This is a genomic window from Pseudarthrobacter lactosi (genome assembly GCF_055412785.1).
Genome location: NZ_JBVAYS010000003.1, coordinates 87,604 through 109,110, shown reverse-complemented (window position 1 = coordinate 109,110; position 21,507 = coordinate 87,604). Strand labels below are relative to the sequence as shown.

Genomic DNA, 21,507 nt, shown 5'->3' with positions numbered 1-21,507 from the left:
ATCAACCCTGCTCGAGCCTGGGCAGGTCTTCGGTGGCGGGTCCTTCCAGGAGCTTGCCGTCGGCGCTGAAACGCGATCCGTGGAGCGGGCAGTCCCAGGTCAGTTCACTGTCGTTCCAGTGGACAATGCCGCCCAGATGCGTGCAGACGGCGGAGAGCCTGCACGTGCTGCCGTCCACTGTGGAGACCGCCGCGGGCCGGGCGCCGTCGCGGTAGACTCTTCCGCCGTCGTCGGCCGGTCCTGGACCTCCGGTGGTTGAGCCTGCCGATACCGGGGTTTCGACAGGTTCAACTACCGGCGTGCCACCACCTGCCTTCCCAACCGCCAGTTTCCCCCAGTCAGTAGCGAGCCGCGCAGCCACACCCGCGTTGACGGCGACGGCGGTCAGCGCCCCGCCGGGCGACGTCACGCGGCGATGGATGGTGTTTGCCCAGCGAAGGCTGCCGCCGAGGATGTCCGCGGAGATGCCTAGGGCGGCGGCCACCGCGTTGGTCATGCCCCACTTGTTGTATCCGGTGCCGAAGAAGATGTGGCCCCGGCCCCGCGGCAGTTTGCCAAAGAAGGGCATGAGGTTGGTGGCCTGGTAGTCCTGCGCCGACCACGTGTGCGTGGCTGCCGCGCCCGGGAAGTGCCCGGTAGCCCAGTCCAGCAGACCCGACAGATGGGACTTCTCCGAGTCGGTCCGCCCCACCTGGTGCCCGTGCCCGCCCACCAGCAGGAACTGACGGCCGCTCGTTTCATAGTCCCGCAGCGAGTGGGTGGGTTCCTCGGCGGAGAGGTACATTCCGGGCGGCGCGGTGACTCCTGCCGGCAGTTCAAGGGCCGCGGCGTAGGAGCGCAGGGGCTTGAGCTTGGTGAAGTAGAGCCCGCGGTCCAGGACAGGGATTCCAGTGGCCAGAACAACGTTGCTTGCTGTCACTGTGCCCTGGTCCGTGTGGACAGTTAACGGCCCGCTCCCTGAGACATTCCGCAGCCGGGTCCCGCCCACTACGCTCCCGCCGCGGGCCCGGACGTCCCCGAGTAGGGCATCCAGGACGTCCATGGGATTGATCTGGGCCTGATCGGGCAGCAGCAGGGCGCCTTGGACGGGAAAGGGCAGGCGTGCATCGCGGACATACTCGACGTCCAGGCCGGCGGTTGTCGCTGCGCCGAGTTCCTCAAGCAGCCGCTCGGTCCCCTGGGCGGTGGTGGCGTAGGTGTAGGCGTCCCGGCGCTGATACGGCACCTGGTGTTCGTCGAGATAGCGGAGCAGCCACGACTGCCCCTCCCGGTTGGCCTCCACGTAGGCTCCAACCTGCTTCTGCGCATACTGCCTTGCCAGGGCAGCCAGGACGGTCCCCTGCAGCAGACTCACTTTCGCCGTGGTGTTTCCCGTGGTCACTGCCCCGGGAAACCGGGCCTCCAGGACCAGGACCCGCTGCCCGGAGCGGGCCAGCAGCAGCGCGGTGACCAGCCCTGTCAGCCCGGCCCCCGCCACCACTGTGTCGTAGCCGGTGCCGGCTTCGAACGTGTCAGTGATGAATGATTGCCCGCGGTCCAACCAGAGCGACGTCATGGAAGCTAAGTGTACTTATTGTCGACGCTGAGGCCCAGAGTCTGGGAGACGCAGCACACTATTGACCCCCGATGTGATGCACGCTACAGTTATCCGGAGTTATACGAATAACCCACAAAAGCAACTGGCCCGAGGAGGTGCCCATCATGGCTGGATCACGGCCCAAGTCAGGACCGACAATGCACGACGTCGCTGCTGCTGCCGGCGTTTCGCAGGCCACCGTTTCGCTGGTGCTGAATTCAGCCTCCGGGTCCAGGTTCTCCGAGGATACCCGTAAGCGCGTTCGGGACGCCGTGAACCGGCTCGGCTACCGCACGAACGCCCACGCCAAAGTCCTCCGCGAAGGCGTAGCCGGCATGATCGGGTTCATCGGCGATTCCGTGGCCACCACTCCTTTTGCGGGCGCCATCATCGAAGGCGCTCAGCAGCGGGCGTGGGAGGACGGACTCCTCCTGCTCTCGGTAAACACCGGTGGTGATAAGCAGCTCGAGGCCGCATCCTTGGACACCATGCTCTCTTATAAGGTCGCCGGCGTGGTCTACGCCGCCATGTATCACCGGCGGCTGGACGTTCCGGAAGCCCTGGCGGGCGTCAGGTCCGTGGTGCTGAATTCGCAGGACCGTGCCGGCCGGGTCGCGAGCGTCGCCCCGGACGAGGTCAAGGGCGGGTACGCGGCCACCAGTCGACTGCTCGAGGCAGGCCACACCAGGGTGGGAATGATCAATATCGAAACCCTGGAGAGCGGTCTTCCTGCCGCCGTCGGCCGCTATGAGGGCTACTGCGCTGCACTTGAAGACGCGGGGCTGGACGTTGATCCGTCGCTGGTCCGCTTCGGTCAAGGCGGTGAGGAGCATGGCTACAAGTACGCGATGGAGCTCATGACCTCCAAGAACCCACCCACCGCGATCTTCTGCGCTAACGATCGTGGCGCCTGGGGTGCCTATCAGGCAGTCTCGGACCTGCGTCTCTCCATCCCCGGGGACGTGTCGATCGTGGGATTTGATAATCAGGCAACTCTGGCGCCGTTTCTTCGCCCGGGATTGACCACTTTTGAATTGCCGTTCGTCGCCATGGGCCGGCGCGCGGTTGACCTGATCCTCCAGGACGCGGAACCCGATGGCCGGGTCGAGCTCATGGACTGCCCTTTGATCGAACGGAACTCAGTGACCCACCCTAAGGAGATGCCATGAGCCGCACCATCCCGGCCCGACGCGGGCGTCCTGTTGCGGCGCCGTTGCCGCAGCGAAAAACTTCTCTTTCGCTCCGCTTGAAGAGGATTTCCCGTGCTTGGCAGTTATACGTATTACTAGCCCCCGCGATCATCTACATCCTGGTCTTCAAGTACTGGCCGATGTACGGCGTGCAGATCGCGTTCAAGAACTACAACCCGGTGGACGGGTTCACTGACAGCCCCTGGGTGGGCCTGACGCACTTCATCAGGTTCGTGAACTCGTACCAGTTCGGCCAGGTGGTTGGTAACACCTTGTGGATCGCCGTACTCGGGCTGTTGCTGGCCTTCCCCATTCCGATCATCCTGGCTTTGCTGGTCAACCAGCTCCAGAGCGAGAGGTTCAAGAAGTTCACCCAGACGGTGCTGTATTCACCCGCGTTCATCTCCACCGTGGTGGTGGTGGGCATCATGTTCGTGGTTCTTTCCCCACGGTCGGGGCTGGTGAACAACGCCATCCAGCTGGGCGGTGGTGAGCCGATCTTCTTTATGGGTTCGGCGGAGTGGTTCCGCCCCATCTACGTCATCTCTGATGTCTGGCAGAACGCCGGCTTCTCCATGATCGTGTACCTCGCGGCCCTGGCGGCCATCGACCCGGCGCTCCATGACGCTGCCAAGGTGGACGGTGCCTCCAAGCTGCAGCGTATCCGGCACATTGACCTCCCGGGCATCATGCCGGTGGTGACCATCCTGTTCATCCTGGCCATCGGCAACCTGCTCAACGTCGGTTTCGAGAAGGCACTGCTGATGCAGACGCCCCTGAATATCTCGACCTCGGAGATCATCCAGACGTACGTCTACCACGCGGGCCTGCAGCAGGCGCAGTTCAGCTATTCGGCCGCAATCGGCCTGTTCAACTCCCTCCTCAACCTGGCGCTGTTGCTCGTCTTCAACACGATTGCGCGCCGGGCCAACCAAGCGACCCTGTGGTGATGCCGAAATGTCTCTGACAACCAACCCCCGCACTACCGAGAACCCGATCCGGCCACTCAGCCAGGTTCGGCCCAAGCAGACCCTGCGGGACAAATACGGCGACCGTGCCTTCAACATCGCCGCCACCGCTGTCCTTCTGCTCTCCATTCTGGCCGTGGTGTACCCGCTGTACTTCATTGTCATCGCTTCCATCAGTGACCCGAATGCCGTGTACGAAGGCAAGGTCTGGCTGTTCCCGTCCGGTGTGACTACCGAGGGCTACGAACGGATCTTCGCCGACAGCCGCATCTGGAACGGCCTGGGCAACACCGTCATCTACACCGTGCTCGGCACCGCCATCAGCGTCAGCACCATCCTCTGCGGCGCCTACGCCCTGTCACGCAAGGACATGCCGGGCCGGAAAATCCTCATGCTCCTGTTCGTGATCACCATGTTTTTCGACGGCGGACTCATCACCAAGTACCTGGTGGTCCGCGACCTGGGCATGCTGGACACCGTCTGGGCCGTGGTCCTGCCGGGAGCGGTGGGTGTATGGAACCTCATCATCGCCAGGTCCTTCTTCGAGCACACCATCCCCAACGAGCTGCGCGAAGCCGCCCAGATGGACGGGGCAACCGACTTCAAATTCTTCTTCAAGATGGTGCTCCCACTGTCCAAGCCGCTGATCATGCTCATGATCATGGTCCACGTCGTGGCTCAGTGGAACTCGTTCTTTGACGCACTGATCTTCCTCAATGACGACTCCAAATACCCGCTGCAGCTCGTCCTGCGCAACATCCTCATCCAGTCAGACGTCTCATCCACCGGAACCACCGGCGGAGACATCGAATCCTATGCCGCCGCGCAACGGATAGCAGAGCTCACCAAGTACGCCATGATCGTCGTCTCGAGCCTGCCACTGATGATTGCCCTGCCATTCATGCAGAAGCACTTCACCAAGGGCGCCATGATCGGCGCCGTCAAATAGTTCCTCCCCGCACACAGACCGCCCGGGCAACCGCCATCGGACGGCAGCACACCCACCCTCAAAATCCACCTCAGAATAGGAATGACCATGGCACTCAGCCGTAAATACGCCGCCCTCGGCGCCGTCCTGGCCGGAACATTGATGTTCACCGCCTGCTCCGGCGGCGGCTCAGGCACCGCGGAAATCAAAGACGCCTCCGCGGACTTCGGTTTCCAGGAAACAGGCTTCCCGATCGTCAGCAAGCAACTCGACCTGACGTTCTCCGGCACCAAGGCAGCACTTGCTCCGGACTACAACACCATGACCGTGGTGAAGGAATGGGAAAAGGCCACCAACGTCCACATCAACTGGGAGAACCTGCCCGAAACGGTCTTCCAGGAAAAGAAGAACCTCATCCTCGCCAGTGGTGACCTGCCCGACGCTTTCTTCAACACCGGATTGACCGACGCCGAGATCGCCACGTACTCCGCCAGTGGCACGCTCATCCCGCTCGAGGGACTCATCGAGAAGAACGCACCCAACCTCTCCAAGCTGCTCTCGGACCGGGCCGACATCAAGGCAGCCATCACCTCCTCGGACGGGCACATCTACTCCCTGCCGTCGATCGAGGAACTCGGCCTGGTCCAGTTCCCCAACGAACTTGCCATCAACACCTCCTGGCTGAAGAAGCTCAACATCCCGATGCCGAAAACCATCGATGAGTTCCACGACGCACTGCTGGCCTTCAAGACCCAGGACGCCTCCGGGACCGGAAAGACCATTCCGCTGAGCTTCATGCCGGGCTCCTGGTGCGGGGACATCGTTGACCTGATCGCCGCCCTCGGGGGAGTACCGGACAACATGGACCACCGCATTGTCCAGGACGACAAAGTCATCTTCACCCCCACCCAGGACGGTTACAAAAAAGCCATCCAGACCCTGCACCAGTGGTACCAGGAAGGCCTGATCGACCCCGAATCCTTCTCCCAGGATGATAAGGCCTACCTGGCCAAGGGCAAGGCGGCCACCGAAAACCTCGGCTCCTTTGTCTGGTGGGAAGTCCCTGAAATGGTCGGCGCTGACCGCGCCAACAACTACTCCCTGGTCCCGGTCCTTGAAGGCGTGAACGGCAAGCGGATCGCCAGCCAGTCCAACAACCAGGAAATCGCCCGCGGCGCCTTCGCCATCACCCGGACCAACAAATACCCGGCCGCGACCATGCGCTGGGCCGACAACCTCTACGACCCCATCCAGTCCGCCCAGGCCAACTGGGGGCCCATCGGTGAAACCCTGCAAAAGGACGCCAGCGGCCTCCTGACCCAGATCCCCGCCGCGGCCGGGACCAGCGAGGGCGAACGACGCCAGAAGGTCGCCCCGGGTGGCCCGAAGGCCAATACCGCCGAGAACTTCACCACCGTTGTCGCTCCCGAACCGCGCGCCGCAGCACGCCAGAAAACCGTCAACGAGAACTACAAGCCCTTCGCCGGCAACGACGGGTACCCCCCGGTGGCCCTCTCCAACGAAGAACTGCAGCAGATCAGCACCATCCAGACGGACATCACCTCCCTGGTGAAGCAGAACATGGCCAAATGGATTGTCTCCGGCGGCATCGAGCAGGAATGGGACGGCTACGTCTCACAGCTCAAGAACGTCGGCGTCGAGAAAATGGTCGAGGTCTACCAGCAGGCCTACGACCGCTACAAGAAGAACTCCTAGCTCCACAACCGGGGTGGGCCGGCGCAACCGGCCCACCCCACCTTCAGGGAGCCCAGCGGACCAGGGTTCTCCACAGAACTGCACAGAAACGAGACCTCACCTTCATGACTGCCGCGACCGCCACCACGGCCGACACCTTCCGGCCGGCCCTGCACTACGCCGCCCGGAACACCTGGCTCAATGACCCCAACGGCCTGATTTTTCACGAAGGCGTCTACCACCTCTATTACCAGAACAACCCACTGGATAACGTCTGGGGCAACATGTCCTGGGGACACGCCACCTCCCCGGACCTGACCACCTGGACCGAACACGCCGTCGCCATCTCCTGGGATGAGGAAGAAGACATCTTCTCCGGGAGCATCGTCTTCGACCGGGACAACACCAGCGGATTCGGGACCGACTCGGCCCCACCCCTGGTGGCCGTCTACACCAGCGCCTTCAAATCCGGGTCCGCACACGCTGGGCTTCAGGCCCAGTCCCTCGCCTACAGCCGCGACGGCGGCTACACCTGGACCAAGCACACGGCCAACCCTGTCCTGAACCGCGGATCCGCCGAGTTCCGCGACCCCAAAGTCATCAGGTACGACGGCGCCGCAGCCAGTTACTGGGTCATGGTCGCCGTGGAAGCGACGGACTTCCAGGTGGTGTTCTACAAGTCCGAGGACCTGAAGAGCTGGGAGCTGCTGAGCACGTTCGGCCCGGCCAACGCCACCGGCGGCGTCTGGGAATGCCCGGACCTCTTCCCCCTTCCCGTCGACGGCGACCCGCAGAACCTGCAGTGGGTCCTCACCGTGAACCTCAACCCGGGTGGGCCCAACAACGGCTCCGCCGGACAGTACTTCGTAGGGGACTTCGACGGGACCACGTTCACCTCGGCCAGCACCGTGACCGAAGGCCTCCAGGACCCGGACCGGCTGGGCGAGTACCAGTGGCTGGACTGGGGCCGGGACTACTACGCCGCAGTCTCCTTCAGCGATGCGCCCGACAACCGCCGCCTCATGATCGCCTGGATGAACAACTGGGAATACGCGAACCAGATCCCCACGTCGCCCTGGCGGAGCCCCATGACGCTGGCCCGCGAAGTATCCCTCCGCACTGTTGACGGAAAAGAGCGACTGGTTCAGAAGGCCGCCGGAGACCTCGCCTCAATTTCCGACCCGGCCCGAACCTTCACCCTCAACACAACGGAAATCGCCGACGGTACCCACATCCTGGATGGTGCAGCGGGCAGCGTCCAGCGCATCGATGTCACATTGAGGCCCGGAAGCGCCACCGAATTCGGACTCGTGGTCCGCGGTGACGGCGGCCAGGGGACCCGCATCGGCATCAGGCCCGTTGAAGGCACCCTCGTTGTTGATCGGCGCGGTTCCGGGCAGACAGGTTTCCACGAAACCTTCGCCTCCATCGACGCCGCCCCTATCCGGGCTATCGACGGCGACTACCAGCTCACCATCTTTGTGGACCGCTGCTCCGTTGAGGTCTTCGCCCAGGACGGACAGGTCACTATGACCGAATTGATCTTCCCGGCACCCGCCAGTACCGACGTCGCGCTCTATGCCATCGGCGGCACAGCCACTGTCCACAGCCTGAACGTCACCCAGTTCGTCGACTGACTGGCAACGGACCGAATCCTTCCCACATTTTCAGGCGGGCTGGAAGGCCCCAATGCTCAGGAGCGTGATGTTCGCGTTGCTGCACGCGCTGGTGGGCTGCGGCAGGAACAAGGATGCCGTGTCTTCCGGCGGGTAGATGCGGTATCCGGCCGCATTCGTCAGGGTGCAGTCGCTGTAGTTCGCGGCCTGGGTGTAGCGGAGAACGGCGGTTCCGGTCTGGCCCGGCGCCAGCAGGACGTCCGCTACAGGGGTGGTTTCGTCGCGGGTCGCGGCCGCGCCAATCGGTTCACTGTCGGCGTTGGCGGCCAGCGACACCCCGGGGAAACCCTTCAGCAGGCAGGGCGCCGTGCCTGTGTTTGTGAGGTTCAGTTTCATGTAGACGCTGCCCGCTGCGCCCCCGCCGGAAGCATCGGTAGCCGCCGACAGTGTCGCCGCCTTGCAGAGCGCGGGACCGGCCGGAGTGGTGGCGGACGACGACGGCGAGGGGGACGAGTCCGGAGACGCCGGCGTGGTGGACGGGCTGGCGGAGTTGGTGCCCGGCGTCGTTGTCCCCTGCGTCTGCGGCTGGCTGGGTCCGCAGGCGGTGAGCATCAGCGCCGCTGCCGCGACCGCCGTCGTAATAACAAACCCTTGTGAAATGCGCTGATACGTCATGGCTCCACCTTTGTTGCTGCTGTGACGGGAGTCAACGATGCCACGGGCAGACGGGACGATTTGATGCCCGGATCGTGATCATCCGGGCACCAAATCCCGCGATGTTACGTGGCGGATTCCTGCTGGCGCTTTGAGTTGCTGCGCACGAAGGCCGCCCCGCCAAGGGCGAGTCCGCCGATACCGGCAGCAAGCCCCGCCCAGCTGCGGGCGTCCGCGCCGCTGTCGGTCAAGGCGGCTACCTGCTCGGTGGTGTGCCCCGCCGAGGCAGCGGCGCCGTGGCCGTCCGCGCTTGCCGCTTCGGTGATGGTGATGGACGGTGCCGGTGCCTTGAGGGAGTGCGGGTCCTGGCCGTCCTTGGCGATCTCCGTCCAGTCAGTCTGCCCTGTTTCGCACGACTGCAGCGTGGGGAAGTAAAGCGTGGAGCCGGCCGCGTCGGGCAGCTTGACCGACAGCACCAGGGCATCGCGCAGCTCATGCTCCAACGGGGCCTTGGCCGTGTACACAATCTGGCTGGTGCGTTTGGTGATGGACGAGCCGTCGGCCAGTTTCTTGGGCTCAGCGAGCTGCTCGGTCACCTTTTCCACGGTCCAGTTCGGGTTCACCGTGGGCTGGGCGTCGTTGAGTTCGGCCGGCAGGGTGATGGCCACCTTGGTGGTGCTGGACTCGTCGCAGCCGTGCGGGATGCCGAAGGTCAGCAGGGCGTAGGAATTGGCTGCGGTCTTGTCCGGGGTGACGCCGACGTGGGCCGACGCCCCGGCTGCTCCGGTCAGGATCAGGACGGCTGCGCCGCCCGTGGCTGCTGCGGCGGTGAGGGTACGGCGAAGGAATGAGGTGGTCATGGGGTTGCCTTTCGAACGCACGCCGGTTGGGGGCGTGCGGGAGTACGGGGTGGGCCCGCGGCCTGCGAAATTGCGGTGCGGGCGGAGTCAGGAAAGTACGACGGCGGAAGGCGGGCCGCGTCGGCTGTGTTGCCTGAGGTTCCGCCAGGGGCGGAGGGGGAGAACCGCCGGTGGGACGGGAACCGCCCGCGGCGTGCCGGCGTCGGGCGTCACTGCTTCGGGGAGCCGGACAAGCGGCCTCAGCCACGCGGCCAGTGCCCACAGCGCGGCCTCGCCCTTGGCAAGCAGGAGGGCGCACGCGCCGGTGGCGAGTGCGTGGGTCAGGAGCATCAGGATGCCCGCTGAGCCGGAATCGTGGACGTGTCCGGCAGCCGCGATGACAGGGGCGGCGGCGCCGGTTAGGTGGGCGTTGTGGAGCCCCGAGGCTGCACCGCTCACAGCCGTCCCCGATGAACTGAAGGCCGTGAAGGCTTCGTGCAGGATGAACTGTCCTGCCCCGAGAACGCTGAGCATGGCTGGAAAATTGAGCCGCAGCCTCGTGGCAGTGGTGGCCGCCAGCACTGTCATGGCGAGCACGGCCAGCAGGATGCCTGGGGCTGGAAGGTCGCCTCCGCCGGCCACGTGGGCGGCGGCAGCAAGAGTCAGGACTCCCGTGGAGAGGGACGCGGTGCGAAGGAAATGGAAGGGTGGCCGGGCGTGGTTGGTGAGCACGGACCCTCCTTATTTCGGTCGCCGGTGACGGTGTTCAGTCGCGTTGTTACGGTGCCTCTTCAGCAACGTTCAGATTCTACCGGCCTTTGGGGCCGCCGGTGTGTGACGGGCCGTGCAGCGGGATCACGTTGGACGGGAACTCTGCGGCGTCGGATGGCTCGTCTGCCAGGTTGAAGAAACCCATTGCCATCTCGAGACACTGGATGGCCACCGGGGGAACGCGGTAGTCAGTCGCGGCCTCCACCAGTCCCATCTCGGCGAGCAGGGTCAGCTTCTGCTGCGCCTGCAGGGCTGCGAACGACGCATAGATCTCCTCAAATGCTGTGTCCTTTAGCTCGGTGTCCTCGAGGTCCATGTCCTGGCGCAAGGCGCCCTCCAGGTCAGGCGACGCCATCCGTTCGAGTTCGGCCACGAGCATCGGTTCATCGGTGGTGCCATAGGTGAGGACGGCCAGCAGTGTCCCGGCAACAGCTTCCTGGTCCCACTCCTCGTCCTCGTCGGTGAGCACGCCGACCAGAAGGACCACCGAAAGCATCCGGCGGATGTCCAGCCGTTCTTCGATCCTGGTGCTGTTCCAGGCGGCCACTTCCGGGCCGGGAATGGCTTTGGTGGATCTCAGCGTGATCAGGTTTGCCCCTACCAAGGCTGACCAGATATCTCGAAGCACCGGTACGTCGTGCATGGTTCCGACTTCCAGCAGCGTTCCGGGCAGGCCCTTGGCAGTTTCCAGATCGAAAAGTGGCGCGGCCCCACTCGCGCCGCGCTTTCCACGGGCCTGGACGCCCACGGCTGCGGCTGCCGGCTCGATGTCCTTCAGACGCAGCGCACCAGTGCTGGTGATGTCCCGGCCGGTTCCGATCCACTCGAGGAGGGCCGAAGCGCGCTTGATCAGCGGCATGGCATTGAACGCAGCCTCCTGGTGGTCGTTGCCGAGGTCAGGCACCTGGATTGCCGGCAGTTGCGGGACTGCCGCGGCGATGCCGTTTCCCAACGCGGAATGGAGTTCCTCGTACGCGGCGTCCGTGCCGGTCCAGCGGCCGGTTCCGTTCAGGAAATGGATGTACGAGTGAAGGGCGAAGTAGATGTCGTCGAAGGCCTCATCCATGTCTTCGGGGTCCAACGACGCCGCAATTGCTCCCGCCGCCTGCTCGAGGGTTTCACTGTCGATGGCTGTGGCCGAGCTCGATCCGTTAATGGCGTGCTGCGACGTGAGGAAGAGTTTGACCAGCTCAAGGCATTCGAAGGCGCCGGCAGGATCAGGATCTTCCGTCGCATGCCATTGGATGAAGTCAAGGGCCATCGAATCAATCACCCGATGGTTCAGGACCAGCTGCAGGGGCATCTTAGGGGCCGAAGGTACGGCCTTGAGGTGCCGCCGGTCCTTGTTCCTCTTGGATTTGCCGGTCTTTTTGGTCAAGGATTGCCTCCGGTGTCAACGGGCGCTCGCCACAGGTTCGAGGCCTGGGATAACTGCGGATGTATCGAGCTTACAAAACCGGGCTGCCGGCGAGCAGTTCGGCGAGGACGTCCGCGGCCGAGTCATGCCGGATCAGCGGTGTGGCCTGCCCCGCCCAAAGGGACATGAGTTCGGTGTTTCCCTGGGCGGCTGCCTCCGGACGGAAACGGCCAGTGAGCCAGTTCTGGGCGGGGAACGGGGCTATTCTTCGCGCTGACAGTTCCGCGATGATGCGGTTGGGGATGCCGCGGGCAAGCCGTCCGCTGAGAGCCCTTGTCAGCACTGTTTCCCCCGCGGCCGGGCTGCGGAGGACGGCCCGGTATGCCGGAACGGCCGCAGATTCGCGGGTGGCCAGGAACGCCGAGCCCACCTGGACCGCGTCGGCGCCGAGGGCCCGTGCGGCAGCGTATCCGCGACGGTCCGCAACGCCCCCGGCGGCGATCACCGGAATGCGGACAGCGTCAACCACCTGCGGCACCAGTGCGAAAGTTCCTATCAGGGACTCCTCCGCGGGCTTCAGGAACGAGACGCGGTGGCCGCCGGATTCCATGCCGCTGGCAACCACGGCATCCACGCCGCCGGCTTCCAGGGCGATGGCCTCCGCGACGGTGGTGGCGGTGCCCACCACCACCATTCCACTCCGGTGCGCCGCGTCGACCAGTTCAGGTGCGGGCACTCCGAACACAAAGCTGACGACGGCGGGACCCGCCGCCAGGGTTGCCTCCACCTGCTCTTCGTAGTCGGCCATGTAGCGGTCCGGCATGGGCGGAAGTGGAAGGCCCAGTTCGTCGAAGTACGGCTTCAGGGTGTCGAGGTACTGCTCGAACGCCGTCTGGGGGAGTGAGGTGGTTTCGTCACCGGTGGGAATCCAGAGGTTGAGGGCGAACGGCTTCGGCGTTGCCTTCCTCAGCTCAGCCGCAGTGTTCAGGATGGCGTCGGCGCCATAACCGTAGAGGCCGTAGGAACCCAGCCCGCCGCCGTCGCTCACGGCTGCTGTCAGCTCCACGGACGAGACGCCGCCGAACGGGCCCAGCACCACCGGAACGTCCGTGCCGAACAGTTCGGTGACGCGGTTTTGCCGGGCTGAAGTGCGGTGCTCGGGCGACATGCGGCGGCTCCTGAGAGGTCGGTTTTTTGGCTTCAGAACCTAGTCTCGCAGGGCTGGCGGCCGCTGCCCAACCTGTGGCCGGGGAATCAGTCTGTTTCCGGGCCTGAGCAGTAGTGGCAGTCGTCGGGGCAGGGATCGGCCACGGCTGGCTCCAAAGGATTTCCAGGCCTTCGCAGACCTGGTTGTTGACCTGGAAGAGCCTGTGGTCGCCGAATAGCGCGATTCGTCGTCGAAGTCACGGTTCTTCCTTAAAGATCGGGTGCCGGCCAGGTGTGCCGGTCCAATTCATCCAACCCGAAGGAGCCTGCTCTACTCAATGGAGGATGTGACCACGCTTACCGCACCTGTTTGTGCAGGCATCCAGTAGGGCCATGTACCGCGGCATTGGGGTGGGGCTAGACTGCTGGCGTAAGTCGCCAACCACCTCAGGGAGCACGTGATGAACTACTCAGGAACTGGCAACGAAAAAGCCACGCCGGCCAGCGAACTCAACCGGACCCATGTGGGTCAGACGGTCAGTTTTGAGCCGGACGAATTCACGCTGGTATTTGGAAAAATCGCGGCCATTGCGCGCAAGGAAGGCGGCGTGACGATTGCCCTGCAGGGTGTCGAAGGAAGTGGCGGCCTGCAGTCCAGCTACAGCCTTCCGGGCACTCAGCACGTCTACCTGCAGCCGGACATGCTTACCAATACCGAGTCCACCATCAAGGACCTCTTCGGCAAGGTCCAGGAAAACCTGCGCGGCGGGCACAAGGGCGATGACAGGACGGACAAGCTCTGACGGGGAGCTTCCGTTGTGTACAGCAAAGGCCCGTGCCTTCTAAGCCGGGGAGGGCTCGAATTGGGCTGGGCGTAGGGTGGAAGGTAGACGGAAGGAGCATTTCATGAAGAAAATCCTCATGGTACTGACCAGCATTTCCGAGATCGGCGATACCGGCGAGAAGACCGGATACAACGTTGCTGAGGCCGCGCATCCCTGGAAGGTCTTCAAGGATTCCGGGCATTTCGTCGACTTCGCTTCCATCCAGGGCGGCCAGCCCCCGCGCGACGAGGTGGACCCAAAAGATCCCATCCAGGTGGCCTTCACGGAGGACGAGACCACGCGCGCCGGTCTCTACAACACTGCCCGCGTCGACGTCGTTGATCCCGACCAATACGACGCCGTCTTCCTCGTGGGAGGCCATGGCACCATGTGGGACTTCCCGGACAGCGAAGGCCTGCAGAACCTTGTAGCCAGCGTCTACAACGCTGGCGGCGTGGTGGGCGCTGTCTGTCATGGGCCGGCCGGACTGCTGAACGTCGAGTTGGCCAACGGCTTTCGGCTGGTCGAGGGCAGGAAGGTGGCTGCCTTCACCAACGACGAGGAAGTTGCCGCAGGGAAGGACAAAGTCATCCCGTTCTTTTTGGCAGACAGGCTTGAGGAACGGGGTGCCACCCATGTCTTGGCTGGTGTCTTTGAAGAAATGGTGGTGGTCGACGACCGGCTGGTGACCGGCCAGAACCCGGCGTCGGCGGCCGGCGTGGCCAAGGAGATGGAGAAGCTCCTGGCAGAAGTCATCCACCAGGAAAAAGCCGAGGAACAACACGAGGCGGAGGCGGTGCGCGCCGAGAAGGACGCCGAGAAGAGCGCCAAGAAGGCTGCTGCGGCAGGCGCCGAGCACTAACGCCCGCAGCGCGCTGGGACATTCCCAAAGGCCCTATCTCCTTTTTACAAGGAAGGTAGGGCCTTTCCCGTTGGCGGCGGTATCACGAATTCGCTGTAACGACGGCGGCGGTGCGCCGCTGCGCTAAATGTCCTGTGCGGTGACTGCGGGCAGACAGGCCAACGGCCCGTGATCTCGCGGAAATCAACGGCCCCCAATAACGGCGTCATGTCGTAAGTGCGCAATGTCGCTGTAGGCGATCAGGTGTTCCTTGCCGAGCACGCTTCGGAAGGCCACCTCATAGGCGCGCGGAGCCACGTAGAAGTTGCGGTACATGGCCACGAATGCCATCCCGCCCAGGAAAATCGCCACCGAAGCAATACGGAACGCGATGGGATCGCGAGCATCGTCAGAGCTGAAGGCCACCACACCCATGATGAGGCCCGCGCACACGCAGATCCAGCCGAAAATCGGCAGCACCTTGGGCATACGGACCTGTTCCGGATAGTCCTTGGACCGGTTGGGGTGCTTCCGCGCCCACCAGGCGATTGTTGCAATGGACAAAGTTGTGAATACCGTGATGGCGATGTTTAGGATCTGCGCTTTCGATACTTTTGGCTTGCTTTCGTATAGGACTCGGAAGGTGTAACCGTCGTAGTGCGACTCACCACGGTCGGCGTTTACCGGGGATTAAACCTGCGAGCGAGGCCAGGCCGCCGACGCAGAAAATAACTCCTACGAAACCGGCGATCCCGTCACTCATCGGCCCGGAGGCGAGAAAGACGCCGAGGCCTAGGCCGGCTACTCCGCAGCCGAGACGCCACGCACGGTTCGCGTTCGGGTTCGACTCGTATCTCGAAACCCCATACTTGCGCCGCTCTCCTCCACTGTTTCCTGGCGGGTTCGGATCAATCTGGGTGGGTCCCTCGACGACCTGGCCGAATTCGTTCACCCACCGGCCGGTCCCTACTTCCGGGCAGTGGGCGTGAACGCTCTCATCTATGGCCGCGAAGTCCGCCGGGAATCCCCGGTACATCACCTTCGAAAGGCTCACGCCGAAGTCCACACGACCATCCGCCCAGTAGGCGTCGTGGCGGACCAGGCGCACAGGGCGGTGCAGCCACCTTGAGGTTCTGGTAAAAGCCGTCGCGCGAACGGCGACGGGCTGATCTGCGGTTTCGGGCATGGACAGATAGTTGCACATTCAGGGGGACCGCGTCCGCGTCGAGGCGATCTTGGCTGCGGCTGGCCCTGCCCTACCCTTGTATCTATGGGGGGGGGTATTTGCTGTGCTGAAGAAAATTGACCAGTGGGACGTGCGGGTCCTTTACGCCGGGATGATTGCCCTGATGCTGGGTCTGTTCGTGTGGTTCGCGGGTAGCAGGCTCCTTGAGGCGTCAGTGTTCCTTGCGGTAGGGGTGGTCTACGCATTTCTCGTGGTTCGCGTCGTCTCACAATCGTTCCGGGCGTTCACGGTGATGCTCTGGACGTTCCTCCTGAACTACTGGACGCTGATCTCGCTCGACGTCGATGGCGCCTTGGATATCCCAGCGGCGGGGCCGTGGTTCATAGGGTTCCTCGTCGGCGGAATCGCCGGCGGATACGTCTGGTCGGGACCGGGTGCCGGGGCAGCGCGCACGCAAACCCGCCCGCGCCGGCCTGACGCCGCAGGCAAGTTCTCCGGCGGGTGGCGCCTCGCACTGATCAACGGTGTGTGTGCGCTTGTGCTGCTGGGTATCGGTACAGCCCAGCTGGTCCTCCTGTCACCGTCGGTCCCTGCCGTTGCAGTTGCTGTTGCCGTTGTCGCCATCGCTGTCATCGCGGGCTGGACCCTCTTCCGCTTCCCACCGCCGCTGCAAGTCAGGAACGGCCTCCTCATCATTGGGCTACCCGTGGTGTGGTTTACCTTGGCGTTCGTGGGCGGTGCCACAGACCAGATGGCCCTCCCACATGCGTGGGCTTACGGTGCCCTCGCCGGCATCTTGATAGGCGGACGGTACTGGGCCGATCCCCGGTTCGGGGAACCGCGACCGCCGTTCAACGGTCCAAGCCGGCGTAGGCGGCGCAAACGCAGGCCCCGGGCGAAGCAGAAGCCGGCGCAAGGACTTGAGAAACCGACCATAGGAGCGGCTTGTGAATAGCGATCGAAGGACCGTTGAACCTGTTCGGGAGGAAATCCTGTCCGCGGTTGCTGAGGTCCGCGCCGTGGCCCGCGCAGAACACGACGAATCGCGGAGAATCACTGCTGACTGGCTGGACGGGCTGTTCGTCGATGTCACGGATGCCCGAAGCCTCCGCGAGGCAGCCACTAGTGCACTCGCGTTGTACGGCGGGGCGGGATCCTTCTCCGACGTTGGGACCGCCGAGTCGCATCATGCGATCACTAATCTGGCTGTGGCGCTGCGTCGTGGGCGGTCCTGGATCCTGCGCAACCCCTAGCTTTCCGCGTCGAGCTGGCAATGTCCCGAATCCTCCGCCAATGAGTATCAAACTGTGAGCAACCATCCAGCAGAGAGTGATAGCAGCATGACCGAACAGATTGAGGTGGTGCCCGCAGGGTTCACGGAGGAGGATCTCCGACTGGGTAGAACGGCGTGCAGGTACTTAGATATTCTCTGCATATCTGCATTGGTAACCTGTGCCGGGATTGCGATCTTCGTGTTCCTGAATGTCCCGTGGAACACTTTCCACCCTGATCCCGGCAAATACGGCGGCTACTACCCGATGCAGATCACATTGGCCCTCCCCTTGATAGGCATACTGTTCCTGGGACCGAGGGGGCGGAGAAGACGGAAACCCGATGACCATCACATGCGGAAGGGGTCGCGGGTCGCGCTATACATCTTGGGCACGTCGATGGTCCTGCTGCTCGTCTGGGCGCAGTGGGTAATAGCGGGTCAGATCCTAGACGACGGGTTTACGGCGCCGTACAGATGGGAAAAGAGGTGAGAGCACTCGCCGCTCCCCTCGCCACGCTCATTAATCACGAGCCTCTGACCGCACATCGCCGGCCAGCTTGGGCTGAAGTACCTTCGCCCCGGCCAGCACTGAAGGCTGCGACCCCACTGATCCGGACGGTCGGGGCAGGAGCGTCGACGGAAGCTCCCGCGCCCAAAAAAACACCAGGTGGGTTCCAACTTGAGCTTCAAGCACGGCCTATCAAAGATTCACGGACAGGCGATGATGAAGGCATGCGCACACATGGGCTGAGACGCAAAGTTGGTGGCTGGCCGACGTCTCCGTAGGCAGGTTTTGCCATTTCATTGCCAACGAGTACGTTCCAGACAAGCGAAAAGGCTCCACTTCCCGTTGTTTGCAAGGGAAATGGAGCCTTTCTCATTGGCGGTGACGGTGGGATTTGAACCCACGTTGGCTTTGACACCAAACAACATTTCGAGTGTTGCACCTTCGGCCGCTCGGACACGTCACCAACCTGAATAGGTTACCGGAGCATACCGCCCATCCACAAAACGGCGCATCCGGCCCGCTCCTGGTACGGTTCTTTTCCCAAATTCCTGCCATGAATGCCAAACGAGGCCGCAGGGTTGTGCACATAGCCATTTAGCCTCCCGTTCATTGTCAGACCCTCCGGGGATGATTTAGGTATGGATAGCAGAGCGGCTGTGGTGACGGCGGAGGCCCTTTCGGTGTCTTACGCTGAGCTTGCTGCACGGCTCCGTGGCGGGGCAAACTGCGGGGGTGCAGGGGGTGCAGGGGGTGCCGGGGATGCTGATCCGCTGCGGCGGGCGGCCGATGGATTCCTGGACGGGCTGGCCGAGATCTCACGACTGGACGCTAAAAGTGCGGCCCTGAAGGTCTGGCTGGCTGCCGGTTACAGCGCCGCTGCCGAGGCTCTCGCGGGCCCGACTGAGTCGCCGCAGGACCACACCGGCCAGGAGGTGGCCGTGGTCGCCGAGGTCGCCTGCGCCATGACCGTCAGCGAACGCTCCGCGGGCGCCCTGCTCGGCGAAGCCCACTCCCTGACGACGGCTCTGCCGCTGACGTTCTCCGCGCTGCAGGCCGGGACGATTTCGTGGCAGCACGCGAGGATCATGGTCGACGAAACCACCAACCTGGACCCCGCCGGCGCGCAGGCGCTGGAAGCGCATTTCCTGGACCCCGACGCGGTGAACGCGGCGAGGGGTGGTTTGGCCGGTGAACTCATCCCCGGGAGGTTCCGGGCCAAGGCCCGGACCTGGCGGTAACGGCACCATCCGGTGAGCATTGAAAAACGCCACGCACGCGGTGTCCAGGATCGGCGGCTGGAGTATGCCCCGGACCGCGACGGCATGGCCTGGCTCTCTGCCTACCTCCCCGCCGATACCGCCGCCGGGATCTGGAACCGCACCACCGCCGCCGCCCGTGCTCTCCAAGGACCGGACGAGGACCGGACTCTCACCCAGCTCCGCGCCGACACCGTCGCCACCTGGCTGCTGACCAACAACACCGCAGGCGGCGCAAAAGATGGTGTGGCCGGCGGAACCGTTGAAGTGCCCGGCGCGCCTGCTGGCGTGACCGGAGGCAGCGGCGCAACGGGCACGGTTGTGGGCGAGGGGGTTCCGTCGCCGCGGGCGCAAGTTCTCGTGACCGTGCCGGTGTTCGCGCTGATGGGCCTCACCGATGAACCGGCCATGCTCGACGGCTACGGACCCATCCCACCCTCCATGGCCCGCCGACTCGTCGCCGACGGTGCCGAATCGTTCCACCGCGTCCTGACAGACCCCCGTGATGGTGCTGCGTTGGAGATTGGGCGGAGCAGCTACCGGGTCACCAAAGCCCAACGCCAATGGCTCCGACTGCGCGATGGCAAGTGCCCGTTCCCCGGCTGCAGCAGCCACTCCCTCGACAACGAAGCCGACCACATCCTTGCCTGGGCCCGCGGCGGCACCACCGGCATCAGCAACCTCGGCCAGCCCTGCCACAAACACCACAGACTCAGACACACCACAGCCTGGAAACCCACCACCGCCACCAAAAACAAACCACCCGGCTGGACATCACCCACCGGACGCCACTACACCAGCGAACACCCCGACTGGGAACCACCCACCTGGCCACAACAACAGCCGGGCCAATGGTCAGGGCTGGCACTCCTTGCAGATCCGGGAGTGGCCGACGCCGAAACGCCGGGCGGACCCGTGGAGGGCGATCTTTTTCCCGACGCTGGCAGTGCCGAATTTCAGCTGCCGGACCATGAACCGCGCGACGATGAGCTGCGCGACAAGGAACCGCGCGACGATGAGCTGCGCGACCATGAACCGCTCGACGATGAGCTGCGCGACAAGGAACCGCTGGACCATGCCCCGTTCTCGGACGTCGCGCTGCCGGACGGACCCATGCCCGAAGGCCCGTTCCCGAGCTGGGCCGCCTCTTTCACCGCCCGCAGCACTTTCTGACCGCCAACCCGAAAGAACGCAGTGTTAGTGCCGTGGCAGGGCTAAAGCGCGGGCGGGGCTGGGGCAAGGCCTATGCTGCGGCGGGCTGAGCCGGGGCAGAACAGGGCTCCGCTCTCCACCGGGCTCTCCGCCCATCAAAAGCGCGAACGGGCATTTATTGCCCCGATTCCAAAGACTCCAAGTGTCCACTCGCGCCGGTGGGTGTCGCGGAGAGCCCTCGCGGACTAGATTCATAAGCAAGATGACTAACTCAGGCACAGAGGCACAAGCAACCGCGTACTGGACTACGGGCCCGAAGCACGGCGAGCTCCGGAACGAGGCTTTGCATGCCCCCGGGCCCGGCGAAGCTTTGGTCCGCACGCTGTATTCAGGAATCAGTAAGGGCACAGAAATTGTGGTCCACACCGGCTCCGTCCCGCCCCGCGTGGCTGAGGAGATGCGTGCGCCGCACCAAGAGGGCACCTTCCCGTCGCCGGTGAAGTTCGGATACCTTTCGGTGGGCATTGTGGAGGAGGGGCCCGAAAACTGGGCGGGCCAGAAGGTCTTCTGCCTCAACCCACATCAGGACCGCTACGTCATTTCCACGGACGCCCTCACTAGGATTCCGGACGGCGTCCCGGCCCGGCGTGCCGTCCTTACCGGCACCGTGGAAACCGCCGTCAATGCGCTTTGGGAAGCTGGCCCGAGGCTGGGGGACCGGATTGCCGTTGTCGGCGCCGGTCTGGTGGGTGGCATGGTGGCCACACTGCTGCGGACTTTCCCGCTGGCCCGGCTCCAGCTGGTGGACCTTGACCCGGAGCGAAAGCACTTGGCGGACAAGCTTGGCGTGGACTTCGCCCTCCCGGATGATGCCACACCGGACTGCGACATCGTGTTCCACTGCTCCGCCTCCCAGGAAGGCCTCGCACGCAGCCTGCAGCTGGCCGGCGATGAGGGGGAGATCATCGAGATGTCCTGGTACGCCAACCGCGAGGTCACGCTGCCGCTCGGTGAGGACTTTCACGCACGCCGGCTCTCCATCCGCGCCAGCCAGGTGGGGGTCGTTGCCAGGGCACGGCGGCACCGCCGGACCACGGCCGAGCGCCTGGAATTGGCTGTTGAGCTCCTCAAGGACCCTGTCTTCGATGCCTTCCTCACCGGCGCCTCGCCGTTCGCAGAGCTTCCGGCAGTGGTGCAGAACCTGGCCGACGGCACGCTCGAAGCCCTGTGCCATGTGATCGAATACCCCAACGCGGACAGCCCGGGACACTACAACCCCACGCAGGACAGCCCCGCACGCACCGACCCCAAAGACAGGAAGTAGCCAGTGTTCAGCCTGACCATCCGACGCCACTTTATGATCGCCCACAGCCTCCCGCGGGAGGTCTTTGGCCCGGCCCAGGCCCTCCACGGGGCGACGTTCGTGGCGGAGGTGACGTTCCGCCGTCGTGCGCTGAACCAGGACTCGATAGTCCTGGACATCGGGGCTGCGGGCGGCATCATTGAGGGGGTGCTGTCCGGCCTCAACTACAAAAACCTGGACGAGCATCCGGACTTCGCAGGCAAGCTCAGCACCACCGAGGCTCTGGCCGAATACGTCGCCCACGCCGTCGCGGCCAAGCTCAAGGATGAAGACGACGGCCGCGAGCTCGCGGGAATCGACGTCACCCTGCGCGAAAATCCGGACGCCTGGGCCACCTACGCCTACGACCTGTCCGCCTGATCCC

At 64.1% G+C, this 21,507-nt stretch carries 20 protein-coding genes, 1 tRNA gene and 1 pseudogene; 13 read left to right on the top strand and 9 right to left on the bottom strand.

Annotated elements, in window-relative coordinates; all coding sequences use genetic code 11:
• Position 1 precedes the first annotated feature (1 nt).
• On the bottom strand, positions 2–1,555 hold the full coding sequence (locus ACZY0Q_RS13985) for an FAD-dependent oxidoreductase (RefSeq protein ID WP_463917737.1): 1,554 nt from the start codon (positions 1,553–1,555) through the stop codon (positions 2–4).
• A 146-nt stretch (positions 1,556–1,701) separates the two neighbouring features.
• Here ACZY0Q_RS13985 and ACZY0Q_RS13980 point away from each other — a divergent pair, with 146 nt between their 5' ends.
• From ACZY0Q_RS13980 to ACZY0Q_RS13960, 5 genes are all read left to right on the top strand, one after another.
• Positions 1,702–2,745 (top strand): LacI family DNA-binding transcriptional regulator, encoded by a 1,044-nt coding sequence (locus tag ACZY0Q_RS13980; protein WP_463917735.1) that lies wholly within the window; start codon positions 1,702–1,704, stop codon positions 2,743–2,745.
• Positions 2,742–3,716, top strand: a complete 975-nt coding sequence (locus ACZY0Q_RS13975) for an ABC transporter permease (protein WP_463917733.1) — start codon at positions 2,742–2,744, stop codon at positions 3,714–3,716. Before ACZY0Q_RS13980 ends, ACZY0Q_RS13975 begins: the two co-directional genes overlap by 4 nt.
• Before the next feature lie 7 nt (positions 3,717–3,723).
• Positions 3,724–4,683, top strand: coding sequence for a carbohydrate ABC transporter permease (locus ACZY0Q_RS13970; protein WP_463917731.1), 960 nt, complete (start codon positions 3,724–3,726; stop codon positions 4,681–4,683).
• 87 nt (positions 4,684–4,770) lie between these two features.
• Positions 4,771–6,378 (top strand): ABC transporter substrate-binding protein, encoded by a 1,608-nt coding sequence (locus ACZY0Q_RS13965; protein WP_463917729.1) that lies wholly within the window; start codon positions 4,771–4,773, stop codon positions 6,376–6,378.
• Between the two features lie 104 nt (positions 6,379–6,482).
• The gene (locus tag ACZY0Q_RS13960) at positions 6,483–7,994 is read left to right on the top strand and encodes a glycoside hydrolase family 32 protein (RefSeq protein WP_463917728.1); all 1,512 of its coding nucleotides are present in this window, start codon (positions 6,483–6,485) and stop codon (positions 7,992–7,994) included.
• 30 nt (positions 7,995–8,024) lie between these two features.
• Here the strand turns inward: ACZY0Q_RS13960 and ACZY0Q_RS13955 are convergent, their stop codons facing one another.
• The 5 genes from ACZY0Q_RS13955 to ACZY0Q_RS13935 form a co-directional block, all read right to left on the bottom strand.
• The gene (locus ACZY0Q_RS13955; RefSeq protein ID WP_463917726.1) at positions 8,025–8,648 is read right to left on the bottom strand and encodes a DUF4232 domain-containing protein; all 624 of its coding nucleotides are present in this window, start codon (positions 8,646–8,648) and stop codon (positions 8,025–8,027) included.
• 104 nt (positions 8,649–8,752) lie between these two features.
• Entirely contained in the window at positions 8,753–9,487 is a 735-nt protein-coding gene (locus ACZY0Q_RS13950; RefSeq protein WP_463917724.1) for a YcnI family copper-binding membrane protein, read from the bottom strand.
• An 87-nt stretch (positions 9,488–9,574) separates the two neighbouring features.
• Entirely contained in the window at positions 9,575–10,198 is a 624-nt protein-coding gene (locus tag ACZY0Q_RS13945) for a hypothetical protein (protein WP_463917722.1), read from the bottom strand.
• A gap of 76 nt (positions 10,199–10,274) precedes the next feature.
• Positions 10,275–11,615: a hypothetical protein gene (locus ACZY0Q_RS13940; RefSeq protein ID WP_463917720.1), complete on the bottom strand. Its 1,341-nt coding sequence runs from the start codon at positions 11,613–11,615 to the stop codon at positions 10,275–10,277.
• 70 nt (positions 11,616–11,685) lie between these two features.
• The gene (locus tag ACZY0Q_RS13935) at positions 11,686–12,762 is read right to left on the bottom strand and encodes an NAD(P)H-dependent flavin oxidoreductase (protein ID WP_463917718.1); all 1,077 of its coding nucleotides are present in this window, start codon (positions 12,760–12,762) and stop codon (positions 11,686–11,688) included.
• Between the two features lie 439 nt (positions 12,763–13,201).
• Between ACZY0Q_RS13935 and ACZY0Q_RS13930 the strand changes: the two genes are divergently transcribed.
• Together ACZY0Q_RS13930 and ACZY0Q_RS13925 are read left to right on the top strand one after the other, a co-directional pair.
• Complete coding sequence (locus ACZY0Q_RS13930; RefSeq protein ID WP_463917717.1) at positions 13,202–13,543, top strand: hypothetical protein; 342 nt, start codon at positions 13,202–13,204, stop codon at positions 13,541–13,543.
• Positions 13,544–13,646: 103 nt separating this feature from the next.
• Complete coding sequence (locus ACZY0Q_RS13925; protein WP_463917715.1) at positions 13,647–14,426, top strand: type 1 glutamine amidotransferase domain-containing protein; 780 nt, start codon at positions 13,647–13,649, stop codon at positions 14,424–14,426.
• Positions 14,427–14,609: 183 nt separating this feature from the next.
• Here the strand turns inward: ACZY0Q_RS13925 and ACZY0Q_RS13920 are convergent, their stop codons facing one another.
• Together ACZY0Q_RS13920 and ACZY0Q_RS13915 are read right to left on the bottom strand one after the other, a co-directional pair.
• Complete coding sequence (locus ACZY0Q_RS13920; protein ID WP_463917713.1) at positions 14,610–14,969, bottom strand: hypothetical protein; 360 nt, start codon at positions 14,967–14,969, stop codon at positions 14,610–14,612.
• A gap of 100 nt (positions 14,970–15,069) precedes the next feature.
• Entirely contained in the window at positions 15,070–15,591 is a 522-nt protein-coding gene (locus ACZY0Q_RS13915) for a DUF5336 domain-containing protein (RefSeq protein WP_463917712.1), read from the bottom strand.
• A 103-nt stretch (positions 15,592–15,694) separates the two neighbouring features.
• Here ACZY0Q_RS13915 and ACZY0Q_RS13910 point away from each other — a divergent pair, with 103 nt between their 5' ends.
• The 3 genes from ACZY0Q_RS13910 (at position 15,695) to ACZY0Q_RS13900 (ending at position 17,354) form a co-directional block, all read left to right on the top strand.
• A complete protein-coding gene (locus ACZY0Q_RS13910) occupies positions 15,695–16,546 on the top strand; it encodes a hypothetical protein (protein ID WP_463917710.1) in 852 nt (283 codons plus the stop codon).
• Positions 16,539–16,844, top strand: coding sequence for a hypothetical protein (locus ACZY0Q_RS13905; protein ID WP_463917708.1), 306 nt, complete (start codon positions 16,539–16,541; stop codon positions 16,842–16,844). Before ACZY0Q_RS13910 ends, ACZY0Q_RS13905 begins: the two co-directional genes overlap by 8 nt.
• A gap of 87 nt (positions 16,845–16,931) precedes the next feature.
• Complete coding sequence (locus ACZY0Q_RS13900; protein ID WP_463917706.1) at positions 16,932–17,354, top strand: hypothetical protein; 423 nt, start codon at positions 16,932–16,934, stop codon at positions 17,352–17,354.
• Positions 17,355–17,745: 391 nt separating this feature from the next.
• On the opposite strand, the gene ACZY0Q_RS13895 is transcribed toward ACZY0Q_RS13900, so the two are convergent.
• Positions 17,746–17,835: transfer RNA gene (locus ACZY0Q_RS13895), tRNA-Ser, on the bottom strand.
• Between the two features lie 175 nt (positions 17,836–18,010).
• Between ACZY0Q_RS13895 and ACZY0Q_RS13890 the strand changes: the two are divergent.
• From ACZY0Q_RS13890 to ACZY0Q_RS13880, 3 genes and pseudogenes are all read left to right on the top strand, one after another.
• Positions 18,011–19,801 (top strand): annotated as a pseudogene (locus tag ACZY0Q_RS13890) (HNH endonuclease signature motif containing protein).
• Positions 19,802–20,042: 241 nt separating this feature from the next.
• Entirely contained in the window at positions 20,043–21,104 is a 1,062-nt protein-coding gene (locus ACZY0Q_RS13885) for a zinc-dependent alcohol dehydrogenase (protein WP_463917704.1), read from the top strand.
• Positions 21,105–21,107: 3 nt separating this feature from the next.
• On the top strand, positions 21,108–21,503 hold the full coding sequence (locus ACZY0Q_RS13880) for a 6-pyruvoyl trahydropterin synthase family protein (protein WP_463917702.1): 396 nt from the start codon (positions 21,108–21,110) through the stop codon (positions 21,501–21,503).
• Positions 21,504–21,507 lie beyond the last annotated feature (4 nt).

Excerpts from the sequence above, each read along its gene's own strand:
- ACZY0Q_RS13985 (WP_463917737.1), bottom strand. The coding sequence starts at position 1,555 with ATGACGTCGCTCTGGTTGGACCGCGGGCAATCATTCATCACTGACACG.
- ACZY0Q_RS13980 (WP_463917735.1), top strand. The coding sequence starts at position 1,702 with ATGGCTGGATCACGGCCCAAGTCAGGACCGACAATGCACGACGTCGCT.
- ACZY0Q_RS13975 (WP_463917733.1), top strand. The coding sequence starts at position 2,742 with ATGAGCCGCACCATCCCGGCCCGACGCGGGCGTCCTGTTGCGGCGCCG.
- ACZY0Q_RS13970 (WP_463917731.1), top strand. The coding sequence starts at position 3,724 with ATGTCTCTGACAACCAACCCCCGCACTACCGAGAACCCGATCCGGCCA.
- ACZY0Q_RS13965 (WP_463917729.1), top strand. The coding sequence starts at position 4,771 with ATGGCACTCAGCCGTAAATACGCCGCCCTCGGCGCCGTCCTGGCCGGA.
- ACZY0Q_RS13960 (WP_463917728.1), top strand. The coding sequence starts at position 6,483 with ATGACTGCCGCGACCGCCACCACGGCCGACACCTTCCGGCCGGCCCTG.
- ACZY0Q_RS13955 (WP_463917726.1), bottom strand. The coding sequence starts at position 8,648 with ATGACGTATCAGCGCATTTCACAAGGGTTTGTTATTACGACGGCGGTC.
- ACZY0Q_RS13950 (WP_463917724.1), bottom strand. The coding sequence starts at position 9,487 with ATGACCACCTCATTCCTTCGCCGTACCCTCACCGCCGCAGCAGCCACG.
- ACZY0Q_RS13935 (WP_463917718.1), bottom strand. The coding sequence starts at position 12,762 with ATGTCGCCCGAGCACCGCACTTCAGCCCGGCAAAACCGCGTCACCGAA.
- ACZY0Q_RS13930 (WP_463917717.1), top strand. The coding sequence starts at position 13,202 with ATGAACTACTCAGGAACTGGCAACGAAAAAGCCACGCCGGCCAGCGAA.
- ACZY0Q_RS13925 (WP_463917715.1), top strand. The coding sequence starts at position 13,647 with ATGAAGAAAATCCTCATGGTACTGACCAGCATTTCCGAGATCGGCGAT.
- ACZY0Q_RS13915 (WP_463917712.1), bottom strand. The coding sequence starts at position 15,591 with ATGCCCGAAACCGCAGATCAGCCCGTCGCCGTTCGCGCGACGGCTTTT.
- ACZY0Q_RS13900 (WP_463917706.1), top strand. The coding sequence starts at position 16,932 with ATGACCGAACAGATTGAGGTGGTGCCCGCAGGGTTCACGGAGGAGGAT.
- ACZY0Q_RS13885 (WP_463917704.1), top strand. The coding sequence starts at position 20,043 with ATGACTAACTCAGGCACAGAGGCACAAGCAACCGCGTACTGGACTACG.